Raw genomic sequence first — 13,977 nt, forward strand, 5'->3', positions numbered from 1 at the left:
CTCCCGCCGCGGGAGGGTCAAGCGCCGTTCCGCGGCGCTGGGCGCAGGTCTGCGGGGTAGCGGTCGGCTGCGGCGCGCAGGTGGCCGGCGAGTGCCGTGCGCAGCTCGGCCGGGGCGAGTACTTCGGCGTCGGCGCCGTAGGACGACAGCTCGTGCACGGCGACCGGCACCGACTCCATCAGCAGCGCCACCTCGGTGCGCCCGTCGGGGGCGGTGCCGAGTTCCTCCGCTCCGGTGGCGGTGCGTTCGGAGGAGAGCGCCGGCAGCAGGGCGCGGCCGCGGTCGGTGAGCAGCACGCGGACCCGCAGGCGGTACCGCGACTCCTCGAAGTCGCGGGACCGTGCGTCCCACGCCTCGGCCAGGTCGAACTTGGCGGGTCGGATGAAGGAGGCCCCGGTCGGCTCCGCGCCGCGGATCCGGTCCACCCGATAGGTGCGCACGGCCTCCAGGTCGTCGTCGGCGGCGCCGGCCGGCCGCGCCAGCAGGTACCAGGAGTCGCCCTTGAGGACGACGCCGAGCGGGTCCGCGGTGCGCTGCACCTCGGTGCCGTCGAACCGGCGGTAGGCGAGGGCGACCGTGCGCTCGCGCCACACCGCGTCGGCGAGCGCGGCGAGGTGGGGGGTGCCGCGCGGGGAGCGCCACCACGCGGTCGCGTCGAGGTGGAAGCGGGACCGGACCCGGTCGGCGCGTTCGGCCATCTCCTCGGGCAGCGCGGCTAGCAGTTTCAGCTGCGCCAGCGCCATCTCGGAGCCCAGCCCGAGCGCGCCGGCCGGGCCGGGCAGCCCGCTCAGGAAGAGCGAGTCGGCCTCGGCGCCGGTGAACCCGGTGAGCCGGGTGCGGTAGCCGTCGACCAGCCGGTAGCCGCCGCCGGTGCCGCGTTCGGCGTAGAGCGGCACCCCGGCGGCGCCGAGCGCCTCGGCGTCGCGGTAGACCGTCCGCTCGGAGCATTCGAGTGCGGTGGCGAGTTCAGCGGCGGTCATCCGCCCCCGGTTCTGCAGGAGCAGCAGGAATGACAGCAGGCGGTCGGCGCGCATGGTTCCAGTATGCGCGGCGCCGGCGGCCGTGCCGGCGCGGGGCGCACGGGCCCGGCGGCCGCCCCGCGGCGGGAGCGGGGCGGCCGCCGGCGCGTGCGGTCAGCCCGGCACGCCCGCGCGGAGCTCGGCCCATTCGGTGCGGGTGATGGCGTACTCGACGTCGCCGTGCTCAGAGCCCGGGATCGGCCGCCCCTCGTCGGTGAATGTGCGGACCAGGCGCAGGCCCGCCTTCTCCATCACCCGGCGCGACCCGGTGTTGACCGCCATGGTCTGGGCGAACACGCGCCGCACCGCCGGGTCGGCGAACGCGACGCCGAGCAGAGCGCGCGAGCCCTCCGTCGCGTAGCCGCGTCCCCACGCCGACCGGCGCAGCCGGTAGCCCAGTTCGGGCTCGTCGGCCGAGCCGCCCTGCGGCGGGCGCAGGTGGAACCAGCCGAGAAAGCCGCCGTCGTGCGTCTGCGCGGCCCAGAAGCCGCGGTCCTCCCCCCGCTCGTACCAGCCGAGCACGGCGGGCAGGATGCGCTCCCGCACGTCCTCCCGCGGCGTGGGGCGCCCCCCGTTCAGGTAGCGCATCACCTCCGGGTCGGCGTCCAGGCCGAACAGGAGCCCCTCGTCGTTCTCGGTGAAGCGCCGCAGCGCCATGCGCTCGGTCTCCAGGAAAACCGTCATCGCCATGTCCTCCGTCCCTTGACGATGCGGTCACCGTAGCCCGGCCCGCGCGCCCGCCCCGAGTACCGGCGAGACCCGGCCGGTCCCGGATAACCCGCCGCGCCCAGCCCACTCGGGCGCAATCCGGACCGGGGGCATGGAGCGCTGCAATGCGGCAGAAGGGAGGACATTATGGTCTGAACCCGTGCAGAGCCGTGCAGAAGGGGGCGCCGGGGCGACCCCCGGGTGGTCCGGGAGGCTCTGCCGGCGCTCGTCCCCGAGGCGGTCCTGCACGGCTCCGGGACGTGGCTGCGGCGTATCCGGGCCCCGCTGGCGGGGCCCGGCGGCGGCGCGTCAGCGGGGGAGGACCGCTTCGATCGCCTCGGTGACCTCTGCGGCTCCGGGGCTGGTCGCCGGGGCGAACCGGGCGGCAACCGACCCGTCCGGCGCAACCAGGAACTTCTCGAAATTCCAGCGCACATCGCCGGTGTGGCCCTCGGCGTCGGCCGCGCCGGCCAGCTCCGCGTAGAGCGGGTGCCGGCCGCCGCCGTTCACCTCGGTCTTCTCCGTCATCGGGAACGTGGTGCCGTAGGTGGCCGAGCAGAACTCGGCGATCTCCTCGGACGTGCCGGGCTCCTGGCCCATGAACTGGTTGCACGGCACGCCCAGCACCGTGAACCCCTGGCCGGCGTAGCGCTTCTGCAGCTCCTCCAGCTCGCTGTACTGCGGCGTCAGACCGCATCGCGAGGCGACGTTGACAACCAGTACGGCCGAACCGCGGTACTGCCCCAGCTCGGCAGAACCGCCGTTCAGGGCCCCGATCTCGACATCGAAAACGGACATGGCAACTCCTGACGGTGGGATCGCGGATGGCGGCCCAGCGGACACCTGCCTCCCGGCAGGGGACCCCTCGGTGCCGCACCCGCCCATGGTCCCCCACCCGCCCCACAGCCCTCCGGGCGCCCCGCTGCTGGGCCTGTTCAGCCGTTGGCGAGGGCGGCGATCAGGTCGCCCACGCGGACGACTCCCGCCACCTGGCCGAATGCGTTGACGGCCACGAGGTCGTCGTGGACCCGGTCGCCCGAGGCGCCCGCGACCCGCAGCGCCGCCCACACCGGTGCGTCGCGGGGCACTGTGCGCGCCGGTTCGGCCAGGCGCTCGGCCGGGCGCGACGCATGCAGCGCATGGCCGTACGGTCCCGTCACCGCGAGCAGGAAGCGCGCCCGGTCGCAGACGCCGGCGGGCCGCTCCCGGTGGTCGATGAGCACCACGCTGTTCAGCGCCGGGTCGTTGGTGAAGACGTCGAGGACCTCCGATGCCGTCGCATCGACGGGAAGGTCGGCCGGCGGGCGGAGGTAACCGGTGATCGACTCCCCGCCCTCGGGATGCGGCCGCTCCGCTGCGGGCTCGGGCACCGGGCGGACCGGAGCCCCGGGCTGCCAGTCCTCGTCGGCGAAGAGCGCGCCGGTGGCGAGCCGGACTCCCGCAGCGCGCACCGCGGTCAGCTCCTCCGGCGTGGAGACGCCGTCGGCGAGCGGGAAACCGTCCGCCTCCTTGGTGATCCGCCCGATCCCTTCGACCAGGGCGGCAGCGGACGGCTCGGTCGGCACTGCCGCGACGGTCGCCGGGTCGAAGCAGACGAGGAACGGCCGCGCCCGGAGGATCGCCTGGGGCGGCACGTCGGCCGCTATGGCGCACCGGAAGCCTGCTGCGCGCACGTGGCGCACGGCGCGGAAGAGGCGCTCGGCGGGGAGGTCAGCGGTGCCGTGCAGCCGCACCGTGATGTCCCGGGGGCGCCGCCCTGCCCGCCGGACCGCCGTCTCCAAGAGCGCGGGGGTGCGCGGATCGTCGGCGGCAGCGGGCGCAGGCAGCGGCAGCAGCAGCGGAAGCAGGGGCTCTGCCGCCGCCAGGGCGCGTCCTACTGCCGCGAACCTCTCGGCTGCGGCGGCGGGGTCGGCGACGGGCGGCCCGGACTCGGGATCGGTGCCCACGGCGAGCACGGATCCCGAACTGAGGTCGACCACGGGGTAGGTCCGCGGCGCTGGGTGGCGGCGCGGAGCCGGAAGCGGGCGTGCAGATGCGGAGGAACCGGACACGGGCCCGATCCTCTCGCTGACCACGGCTCCCGTCACCCCGCGACCAGCAGAGTTCAGCCGGTGCAAGCCGAGAGTTCACCGGCCCCTTCCGGTGCCGCCCCCGGGCGCAGACCGTGCGGCGCGCCAGAGTCCGCGGCCATGTGATGTGCGCCATCTCCAGTGGCCGGCGCTCGCGCTCGTGCTCTCCGGGATCCGCCGGATGGCGACTCCTCGCTGTGCCGTCCGGGCCGTTCGCCCGGAACGGGGGCGGCGAGGCTGGCGCGCATCCACTCCTGCGCGGGGGAGGGCCGGCGTGCAGAGGGAATGGCGCAGCCCGGGGCATCCGGCCGATCCCTTCCGTTTTCGGCGATTCGCCCTTCTGTGTCGGCAGGGGTCTGGAATGTCGGTGATGGAGTGGGTCGTCACTGTCGGCCGGGGTGTTCAGTGCCTCTGCGGCCGCGCGTGGGCGGGCAGTCCCGAGAAGCGCGCCCAGTCCACTGCGCCGGGGTGCTGGAGGACCGGCCGGGCCACCGCCGATTGCGCGGCGATCTGCAGTTGGCGGCCGCGTCCGAGAGGGGAGGGGGAACTGTTGGATAGAATTCCCACTGGGCCCAAGACGATCAGTTGCACCGACACTCCTCCGGGTGTCTCGCGCCCCCGGTCGTCTTCTGTGAATTGTGCCCCGGCCATTGCGCCGAAAATCGCGACCGGCGGCGCCGAAACTCGCGGAAGGTGGATTCTGTTCCGGGATTCGGGTGCTCAGCGGGGGTTTTCCGGGAAGTCCTGGAGTGTGTCCGAACTCGGCCATCGTGCCATTCTGAATTCCGGAACTGCGATTTCAAGGGGAGCGGAAACGCCGGGCGCGTGCAGGTGCAATTGCCGCTGCAGGTGAAAGGGAATCGTGCAGCTGCATGCGCGCGGAGCACGGTGCCGGGATCGGAGCGCACGGCGGGGCGCTGGTGCGCCGAAGGCGGCGGGTGCGGCAGGGTGGAGGCGTGAGCACCGAGAACGGGCGGTCCGGAGGCGGAGCAGGGGCTGCGCTGGCGGGGGTGCGGCCGGGGAATCGGCGGCCGCTGGACCTGCTGCTCGCCGTGTGCGGCACGCTGCTGCTGCTGGCCGTCCTGCTCGCGGTCGCCCTCGGCGGGGACCAGACCTCAGGGCCGGCGCCCGACGAGCTCCGCGCCTTGCTGCCGCCCTCGCTGCTCGCCCTGGTCGCCGCGGTCTCCAACACCGCCATCCTCGTGCTGGCGGCCGCCGTCGCCGTCGACCTCCTGGTGCGCCGCTCCGGCCGCGACGCGCTGCGCGGCCTGGCCGCGGCGTTCACCGGCTACGGCGGCGCGTGGGCGGTCAACGCCGGCATCGCTGCGGCCGCGGGACCCGCCGGGCCACCGGAGCTGTTCGCCGCGGCCTCCGGCGGGAGCACCTTCACCTCGCCGGTGCACGCCTACCTGGCCGCCGCCGTGGCGTTCGCCGCGGCGCTGGGGCCGCGGTTCATCGGGCCGCTGCGCACCGCGCTGTGGAGCGGCATCGCCGTCACCGCCCTCGCGGTGCTGCTGTCCGGCTTCTCCACCATTCCGGCGCTGCTGACCACCGCCGCGGTCGGCGCGACCGCCGCCGCGCTCGCCGGCTACGCGGTGGGCGCCTCCCGGCCCGCGTCGGTGGCCGAGCCGCTCCTCGGCGAGCTGCGCCGGTTCGGCCTCGACCCGCTCGGCCTGGAGCCGGCCGGCTCCGACGGCGACGGGTCGCTGCTGTTCACCGCCGATACGCCGCAGCGCCGCCTCGACGTCGTCCTGATGCGCGCCGACGCCCCGCTGCGCATGCTGCAGCGGCTGGCCGGCGCCGCGCTGCTCCGCGGCCCCGTCGCGCCGCCGCTCACCCTCTCGCTCAGCCGCCGCCTCGAGCACGCAGCGCTGCTGGCGTTCGCCGCCCGCAACGCCGGCGCCTCGGTGCCGCGGCTGCTCGCCATCGGCGAGCTCGGCGCCGGCACCGCGGTGCTGGTCACCGAGCACCTGCGGCTGCGCCCCCTGGACGAGACCGCCGACGCCGAACTGGACGACGCCGCCCTCGACGGGCTCTGGCGCGAGCTGGCGCTGCTGCACCGCAACCGCATCACGCACGGGGCCATCGACGGCTCGGTCGCCGGCTGGCGGCTGTCCGGGCGGCCCGCCTTCACCGGCCTGTGGGCGGGCGGTGTCGCCGCGGCGCCGCTGAAGACCTCGCTGGACACCGCGGCGCTGCTCACCACGCTCGCGCTGCGCACGGGGCCCGAGCGGGCGATCGACTCGGCGGTGCGGGTGCTCGGCCTGCCGGCCGTCGCTGCGCTGCTTCCGCTGCTGCAGACCGCCGGCCTGCCGTTCGCGCTGCGAAGACGGATGCGCGGCCGCAGTGGCGTCCTCGCCCAGCTCCGGAACGGCATCCTCGGACTGGCCCCCGAGGCGCCGGCCCGCCCCGCGCGGCTGGAGCGGATGCGCCCGCGGACCGTGCTCAGCGTTGCCGCGGTCACCGTCGTCGCGCTGGTGCTGGCCAACCAGCTCGCCGGCGTCGACTTCTCCACCATCACCGGCGCCGAGCTGCACTGGGCCGCGGCCGCGTTCGCCGCCGCCACCGGGTGCATGCTCGCCGCAGCCCTGGCGCTGATGGGGTTCGTCCCCATCCGGCTGCCGCTCTGGACCACCGTCCTCGTGCAGTACGCGGCGTCGTTCATCCGGATCGCCACTCCCGCGGGGGTCGGCTCCATTGCGCTGAACACCCGCTACGTCACCTGCCAGGGGGCCTCCACCGGGCTGGCGATCTCCGCGGTCGGGCTCTCCCAGGCGGCCGGGCTCATCACCCACGTGCCGATCCTGCTGTTCTGCGCCTACCTCACCGGAACCGGCCGGTTCACCGACTTCTCGCCCTCGGGCACGCTCATCGCGGTGGTCACCGCGCTCGCCGTGCTGGTCGCCGCCGTGCTCGCGGTGCCGCGGCTGCGCGGCGCGGTCGCCGACCGGGTCCGCCCCTACTTCCGCGGCGTGCTGCCCCAGCTGCTCGACATGCTGCAGAGGCCCGGACGCCTCGCCATGGGGCTGGGCGGCACTCTGCTGCAGACCCTCTGCTTCGTACTGGCGCTCGACTTCTCCGTCGCCGCGTTCGGCGGCAGCGCCGACCTTGCGGCGATCGCCGTGGTCTTCCTGGCCGGCAACGCGCTCGGCTCGGCGGCCCCCACCCCCGGCGGGCTGGGGGCCGTGGAAGCGGCGCTGCTCACCGGTCTGACCACGGTGGCCGGGATCCCCGTCGCGGTGGGCCTGCCCGCGGTCCTGCTGTTCCGGGTGCTGACGTTCTGGTTCCCGGTGCTGCCCGGCTGGGGCGCCTTCCACCTGCTGCAGCGCTGGAAGGCCATCTGAGCACCGCGGGCCGCGGAGCCGCTCCGCCGCCCGCCCGGCTGCCCCGGGTCAGCCGCGCGTCTGCGCCCGGTGCTGGGCGCCCTCCGGAACCGCCACCCCGGTCGGCTCCGCCGCCGCGCGCGAGGACGCCATCGCGGTGATCGCCACCAGGATGACCGCGGCGCCCAGCCACTGATGCCACGCCAGCTGCGCCCCCAGCACCGCCACGCCCACGAAGGCGGCGACCAGCGGGAAGGCGATCTCCGCGATGGTGGCGCGGCTTGCCGGAGTGCGCGACAGGCCCCAGTAGTACAGCGACAGGGCGATCAGCCCCGGCACCAGTGCGAGCAGCAGCAGAGTCGGGATCTGCGCCGGTGGCAGGGCCAGCGAATATCCGGTGGCCAGGCTGATCAGCAGCGCGATCGGCAGGCCGAAGGTGAACCGGACCGCGGTGACGTGCAGGAACGACATCGACGTGCCCGCGAACCGGCCGAGCACCGTGCCTGCCGCCCACAGTGCCGCGGCGCCGATCGCCAGCCCCGCACCGGCCGCGCTGTCCAGCGAGACCGACAGCGGGTCGGGGAAGGCCAGCAGCCAGGTGCCGGCCAGCGCCGGCAGCGCGTACAGGGCGAAGCGCGGCCGCAGCCGCTCGCCGAGCAGCAGCACCGCCAGCAGGATCGCGAACAGCGGCTGCAGCTTCTGCAGGACCTGGGGGGTGACCGGGTCGCCCACCGTGAACGCGAGCGTGAACAGGGTGGTGGCCAGCGCCGACGACCCACCGCCCACCACCGCCATCGCGGCGATCGCCCGCGGGCCCGCCGCGGCCAGCGAGCGGAAGGCCGGAACGATCCACGGCAGCAGGCACAGCGCGATCACGGCGTGCTCGTAGAAGACGATGGCGGGGGCCGGCATGACCGCCGACAGCGGCTCGCGCATCAGCGCCGAGGTGCCCCACATCCCGGCGGCGACCGCCACCGCCCACATCCGGTCTCCGCGCACCCGCTCCGCCACACTGCCTCCGCTCCCCGAACACCCGGGGCATCATCGCACGCCGTGTGATTGCGGGACATTTCGTCCCGGGAAACGGGACGGCCCCCGCACCCCGGAGGGGGCGGGGGCCGCCGCGCGCGGCTCAGGCCTGCGGTTCGACCATCAGCAGGCGGTCCATCATGTCCTGCATGGTGACCAGCCCCACCAGCGGTGCGCGGCCGCCCGCGGGGGCCTCGCCCTCCACCAGGGCGAGGTGGCTCCGGCTCTCCCGCATGATGCTCAGCGCCGCATAGATCGGCGCCTCCGCGCTCAGCGTGGGGACCGGCCGCATCAGATCGGCCGCACCGGTACCGGGCGCGCTGGTCAGCGCGTCGCGGACGTGCACGACGCCCAGCGGGCGGTCGCCGTCCAGCACCACCAGCCGCAGGTGGCCCGAGTCGCGGGAGACCCGCTTGACCTCCTCCAGCGGGGCGTCCCGCTCGACCGCGGCGAGCTCGGCCAGCGGGGTGGTGATGTCGCGCAGCGGCCGGGAGTTGACCTCCAGCGCGCTGGCGAGCTGCACGCGGCGCTCCTCGTCGAGCGCGCCGGCCTTGGCCGAATGGTCGACGAGCACCTTCAGGTCGTCGGGGTTGTGCCCCGAGGCCACCTCGTCGACCGCCGTCACGCCCACCCGGTGCAGGCACCAGTTGGCCATCCCGTTCAGCACGACCAGCATCGGCCGGGTGAACCACATGAAGGCCCGCATCGGGATCGCCAGCAGGGTCGCCGACTTCTCCGGGTGCGAGATCGCCCACGACTTCGGCGCCATCTCGCCCACCACCAGGTGCAGGAAGGTGACGACGACCAGTGAGAGCACGTAGGCCACGGCGTACCCGGCCGCGTCCGGGAGCCAGGCGAACCACGGCTCCATCAGGTGCTTCACGGCCGGCTTGGTGATCGCGCCCAGCGCCAGCACACACAGCGTGATGCCGAGCTGGGAGCCGGCCAGCAGCAGCGACAGGTCCCGCGCGCTGCGCAGGGCCGCCCGCGCGGAGGCCGACGTCTCGGCGGCCTCCTCCAGCCGGTAGCGGCGGGCGGCGATCAGGGCGAACTCGATCGCGACGAAGAACGCGCTGGCGGCGATGATCAGCACCGACAGCACCAGGGCCAGCAGCGGATTCATGTCACTCATGCGCTGACCTCCTTCGCGTCGGCGCCGCCGGCCTCGCCGGCCGGTTCGCCGGCGTGCTCGTGCAGCTCCAGCCGGACCGTCTCCGGCACGTGCCGGTCGACCCCCTCGACGGTGAGGGTGATGCTCCGGTGCGGCTCGTCCTCCGGCGCGCCTGCGTGGCGCGGCAGCGCGACGTCGACGCAGTCCCCGTCCTCGGGGAGCCGGCGCAGCTCGTTGATGACGAGCCCGCCGATCGTCTCGTACTCGCCCTCGGGCAGGTCGTGGCCGAGCATCCGCTCCACCTCGTCGACGTGCAGCGCGCCGGGCAGCACCCAGGCGCCGTCCTCGGTGACGCGGGCCTCGCCCTCGTCGGCCGGGTCGTGCTCGTCGGCGATCTCGCCCACCAGCTCCTCAGCGAGGTCCTCGGTGGTGATCACGCCGGCCAGGCCGCCGTACTCGTCCACCACGCAGGCGAACTCCTCACCGGACTCGCGCAGCCGCGCCAGGACGCCGGGGAGCGTCAGCGAGGCGGGCACCAGCACCGCCGGCCGCGCCACCTCCGCCACCGCGACCGCGTCCAGGTCGGCCTCGCCCTGGGAGAGCACATCCCGCAGGCACACCACGCCGACGATGTCGTCGACGTCGCCGCCCATCACCGGGAACCGGGAATGCCCGCCGGCCATCAGCTCGACGACCCGGCTCACCTTGTCGTCGGCCTGCACCGTGTCGACGTTGGGCCGCGGGATCATCGCGTGCTCCGCAGTGCGGTCGTGGAAGTCCAGGGTGCGGTCGAGCAGCGTGGACAGCTCCGCGGGCAGGTCGCCGCTGTCGCGGGACTCCTCCACGATCCGCTCCAGGTCGGCCGCTGTCGCGGCGTGCTGGACGTCCTCCACCGGCTTGATGCCGACCCCCTTGAGCAGGAGGATCGACGCCTGGTCGAACAGCTTGATGATCCACCCGAACAGGCGCAGGTAGATGCCGGTCGACAGGGCCAGCCGGCGCGCCACCGGCTCGGGCCGGGCGATGGCGAGGTTCTTGGGGAAGAGCTCGCCGAAGACCATCTGGACCATCGTGGAGAAGATCAGCGCGAACGCGGCGCCGATCGCCAGCCCGACGCCGGCCGGAACGCCGGCCAGGCCCAGGGACGCCCCGACACCGGAGCCCAGCAGCGGCTCGGCGAGCGAGCCGACCAGCAGGCCGGTCACGGTGATCCCCAGCTGCGCGCCGGAGAGCATGAACGACGTCTGCTTGGTGATGCCCAGGGCCCGCTTCGCGCCGGCGTCCCCCTGGGCGGCGCGGGCCTGCAGGCGGGAGCGGTCCACCGCCATGTAGCCGAACTCCTGGGCGACGAAGTAGCCCGTCGCGGCGGTGATCAGCACGATCACCGCGATGCCCAGGAGGATGTCTATGAGGATGCTCACCGGTCGCGCCCCCCGAATCGGGCGGCCGGGAGCGGACCCGCAAGGGCGCCGCGCGCCTCCTCGGAGTCATTCCCTGCGCGCGCGCCCACCGGTGAAGGCGGGTCGTCGGGGTCGGATATGCAGCGCTCTGCGTGCTTCAGAGCGCTGCCGGTACTTCGGGACGGATCCACTGTTCCTCTCTCTGCTCGGTCACTGGGAGATACGGTCGCGGACTCTCGGAAATTCCCGGGAGTGCGCGTTCCAACCCTGCTCAGAGGGTGGGTTCGGGGAGCCGCGGCCCGAGGGGCCCGGCGGGGATCGGTGCGGACTGCCTGTCGCGGATGCGGTGCGCCGCCGCGGCGGCGCGGGCCGGTCAGACGTGCGCTGCGGCGTCACCACCGTGCACGGGTGCTGCGCCGGCGCTCCATTCGCGGCGGCGCGCTTCGGCGATCGCAACGGAGGCGGCGACCGCGACGTTGAGCGAGCCGACCCGCCCGACCTGCGGGATGTAGGCGGCGGAGTCGGCGGCGGAGAGGAGGGCCGGCGAGACGCCGTGGTCCTCCGAGCCCAGGGCGATGCACACGTCGCCCTCCAGGGCCGCCTCATGCAGCGGGAGTGCGTCGCGGGCCAGTTCGAGTGCGGCGACGGAGTAGCCGTCGGCGCGGGCCGCAGCGGCGGCGTCCGGCCCGGTGCGGACCCGCTCCAGGCGGAGCTTCTGCTCCGACCCCAGTGCGGTCTTGCCGACGTTGGGGTGGGCGGGGTCGGTGGTGTTGCCAGCCAGCCACACCGTCTCCACGCCGAACACTGCTGCGGTCCGCAGGATGGAACCCAGGTTGAACGGCTGGGTGACGGACTCGATGATGAGGGCGATACGGCCCTCGGTGCGCCTGCGCCACTGGCGGTTGAGACGTTTGACGTCGGTGGGGCGCAGCTGCGTGCTCACCTGGTGCGGGTTCCTCGTGGTCGGCGGTGCGGACGGCGAGCGGATGCCTGCCGCGTGTCGGCCAGCATACCTGCAGGCCCTGCGGGTGAAGCAAGGTCGCTCTGCGGGGGTGAACGGCTGAGGTGCGGGGGTGGTTCCCGGGACGGGCGCCGTTCCCTGGGAATTCTGGGGAATTACCGGGCGGATGCGGCGCGCCGGTCCTAGGGCCGGTCGACGCGGAGCACGCGGTAGCCGGCCCGCGATGCGTGCCGCGATGCTGGATGGCCCTGCTGCTCCAGCCAGCGGTGCAGCGAGTCGCCGCCCAGGTTGCGCTGGACGACCAGGTAGGCACTGCCGCCCGGGGCGAGCCGGCCGAGCCACACTGTGAGCAGCCGGTGCAGGGCGGGCTTGCCGATGCGGATCGGCGGGTTGGACCACAGCGCGTCGAACGGGCCCTCGACGGCCCGGAGCGGCGTGCCGTCTGCCGGGGTGCCCTCTTCGGTGACCTGTACGAAGCGCGCCCGCTCCGCATGCGCGGCGGCGGCGTTGGCGCGGGCCAGCTCCAGGGCGCGGGTGTTGACGTCGGTGCCCAGCACATCGGCCTCAGGGGCCCGGGCCGCCATGGTGAGCGCGATCGGCCCGTAGCCGCAGCCCACGTCGGCCAGCCGCCCGTGCTGGGGCGGCGGCGGTACCGAGTCGAGGAGGACCCGCGTGCCCAGGTCCACCCTGTCGGGTGAGAAGACGCCGCGGTCGGTCCCCAGTCGCAGGTGGAGGTCGGCCAGGACGAGGTCGACCGTCGCCGGCCGGCGGGCCGCGCCCGGCTCGGCGTCGAAGTAGTGCTCAGCCACGCGAAGACGCTACCAGCGGCGATCGGGCCGCCGGTCCTGCCGGCCGGGGAAGCGCGCCGACGGCGGGCAGCGCCGCGCCCGCCCGGGGCTGTTCGGAGGCGCCCGGCCGGCGCGGGGGAGACGCAGATCGCAAACCGCTCGGTATGTAACGTTGGGGTGCGGCGGCGGACGTGTCCTCCCCTGGCTGCGTCCCCAGGGCGCGGGCAGCCGTGCCGGTGCGGGAGCCGTACCGGGTAGCCAGCCGCACCCGACCCGACCGCGCCCGCGGTCCCGTCCCCGAGAGGAACCGCCCGTGCAGCGATTCGACGGCAAAGTCGCCATCATCACCGGAGCCAGCCGAGGCATCGGCCTGGCTGCAGCCAAGCGCATCGTCGCCGAGGGCGGGCGCGTCGTCATCACGGCCCGCAAGCCCGAACCGCTGGAGAAGGCCGTTGCCGAACTCGGCGGCCCCGAGCACGCCCTCGGCATCGCCGGCAAGGCCCACGACGCCGAGCACCGCGCCGACGTCATCCGCCGCACCCTCGACACCTTCGGCTCCATCGACATCCTGGTGAACAACACCGGTACCAACCCGGTGCTCGACGCCATCGTCAACGTCGAGCCGGCCGCCATGGCCAAGATCTTCGAGATCAACGTGATCGCCGCCGCCTCCTGGGTGTCGGCGGCCTACTACGCGTGGATGAAGGACCACGGCGGCGCCGTCGTCAATGTGGCCTCGCTGGCCGGCCAGCACCCCTCGCCCGGCATCGCGATCTACGGCGCCAGCAAGGCGGCGCTGATCAACCTCACCGAGCAGCTCGCCTACGAGCTGGCGCCGTCGATCCGGGTGAACGCCGTCGCGCCGGCCGTGGTCAAGACCGACTTCGCCCAGGCGCTGTACGCCGACGACGAGGAGGGTGTGGCCTCCGGCTACCCGCTCAAGCGGCTCGGCGAGCCCGCTGACATCGCCGCGGCGATCGCCTTCCTCGCCTCCGACGACGCCTCCTGGGTCACCGGTCAGATCCACACCCTCGACGGCGGCCGCACCCTCAGCGCCGGCGTGGAGTAGCGGCCGCTCCGCCGGACCGCCTCCGCAGGGTCCGTAACCCGCCCGGTGCCGCCGGAGGGAGCGGGCCCTGCCGGGGCCTCGGGGGTGGGCGCGGGGGCGCGCCCGTGAACGGCGCGCCGGGCAGGAGGCGGCTCTTGCCCGGGGGCTCGGCGACGGGCCTCTCTCCGGACGCGCGGCTGCGTCCGCCGGACCGGCCCGCAGCGGCGCGGCCGGCGGCTGGCGTGGGGCAGCGGCGGAGCCGGCCCGCGCAGCGGGTTCCGCCGCGCGCCCCTTCCAGCGCCGCGCCGGACACGCCGCACGATCCGCGGTGGCCGGTCCCCGCCGGCCCGCGCGCAGCCCCGGGCGGAGCACCGCGCGGCGTGCAGCCGGGCGCGCCGCTCGGACCGTTGGCGGTAAGTGAGCGGGAATGACCGCTGTTGCGGGGGTTGCGGGTGCGGCGTTGCGCCGTCGGCGCAGGCAGACGATCATGGAGGGAGGTCGCGGGCGGGCGGCCGGGCTCC

Annotated in this window: 11 protein-coding genes; 2 read left to right on the forward strand and 9 right to left on the reverse strand. The window is 74.6% G+C overall.

The window, feature by feature from the left end:
• Nucleotides 1-17 precede the first annotated feature (17 nt).
• From ACYVGT_RS00505 to ACYVGT_RS00520, 4 genes are all read right to left on the reverse strand, one after another.
• Nucleotides 18-1,034, reverse strand: coding sequence for a helix-turn-helix transcriptional regulator (locus ACYVGT_RS00505; RefSeq protein WP_460854311.1), 1,017 nt, complete (start codon nt 1,032-1,034; stop codon nt 18-20).
• 99 nt (nt 1,035-1,133) lie between these two features.
• Nucleotides 1,134-1,709 carry a GNAT family N-acetyltransferase gene (locus ACYVGT_RS00510; protein ID WP_460854312.1) on the reverse strand — a complete coding sequence of 192 codons (576 nt, stop codon included), beginning with the start codon at nt 1,707-1,709 and terminating at the stop codon, nt 1,134-1,136.
• Nucleotides 1,710-2,036: 327 nt separating this feature from the next.
• Complete coding sequence (locus ACYVGT_RS00515) at nt 2,037-2,525, reverse strand: glutathione peroxidase (protein ID WP_460854313.1); 489 nt, start codon at nt 2,523-2,525, stop codon at nt 2,037-2,039.
• A gap of 137 nt (nt 2,526-2,662) precedes the next feature.
• Nucleotides 2,663-3,706, reverse strand: coding sequence for an EAL domain-containing protein (locus tag ACYVGT_RS00520; RefSeq protein WP_460854314.1), 1,044 nt, complete (start codon nt 3,704-3,706; stop codon nt 2,663-2,665).
• Nucleotides 3,707-4,752: 1,046 nt separating this feature from the next.
• Between ACYVGT_RS00520 and ACYVGT_RS00525 the strand changes: the two genes are divergently transcribed.
• The gene (locus tag ACYVGT_RS00525) at nt 4,753-7,140 is read left to right on the forward strand and encodes a lysylphosphatidylglycerol synthase domain-containing protein (protein ID WP_460854315.1); all 2,388 of its coding nucleotides are present in this window, start codon (nt 4,753-4,755) and stop codon (nt 7,138-7,140) included.
• Nucleotides 7,141-7,188: 48 nt separating this feature from the next.
• On the opposite strand, the gene ACYVGT_RS00530 is transcribed toward ACYVGT_RS00525, so the two are convergent.
• The 5 genes from ACYVGT_RS00530 to ACYVGT_RS00550 all read right to left on the reverse strand — a co-directional run bounded on the left by ACYVGT_RS00530 (nt 7,189) and on the right by ACYVGT_RS00550 (nt 12,429).
• Nucleotides 7,189-8,130 carry a DMT family transporter gene (locus ACYVGT_RS00530; RefSeq protein ID WP_460854316.1) on the reverse strand — a complete coding sequence of 314 codons (942 nt, stop codon included), beginning with the start codon at nt 8,128-8,130 and terminating at the stop codon, nt 7,189-7,191.
• Nucleotides 8,131-8,251: 121 nt separating this feature from the next.
• Nucleotides 8,252-9,280 (reverse strand): hemolysin family protein, encoded by a 1,029-nt coding sequence (locus ACYVGT_RS00535; protein WP_460854317.1) that lies wholly within the window; start codon nt 9,278-9,280, stop codon nt 8,252-8,254.
• Complete coding sequence (locus ACYVGT_RS00540) at nt 9,277-10,680, reverse strand: hemolysin family protein (protein WP_460854318.1); 1,404 nt, start codon at nt 10,678-10,680, stop codon at nt 9,277-9,279. The genes ACYVGT_RS00535 and ACYVGT_RS00540 overlap by 4 nt, the downstream gene beginning before the upstream one ends.
• Nucleotides 10,681-11,032: 352 nt before the next feature.
• Nucleotides 11,033-11,602, reverse strand: a complete 570-nt coding sequence (locus tag ACYVGT_RS00545; protein WP_460854319.1) for a TrmH family RNA methyltransferase — start codon at nt 11,600-11,602, stop codon at nt 11,033-11,035.
• 200 nt (nt 11,603-11,802) lie between these two features.
• Nucleotides 11,803-12,429 (reverse strand): class I SAM-dependent methyltransferase, encoded by a 627-nt coding sequence (locus ACYVGT_RS00550; protein ID WP_460854320.1) that lies wholly within the window; start codon nt 12,427-12,429, stop codon nt 11,803-11,805.
• A 292-nt stretch (nt 12,430-12,721) separates the two neighbouring features.
• On the opposite strand from ACYVGT_RS00550, the gene ACYVGT_RS00555 reads away from it, so the two are divergent.
• Nucleotides 12,722-13,477: an SDR family oxidoreductase gene (locus ACYVGT_RS00555; RefSeq protein WP_460854321.1), complete on the forward strand. Its 756-nt coding sequence runs from the start codon at nt 12,722-12,724 to the stop codon at nt 13,475-13,477.
• Nucleotides 13,478-13,977: the final 500 nt, after the last annotated feature.

This window comes from Nocardiopsis coralliicola, from assembly GCF_054779695.1.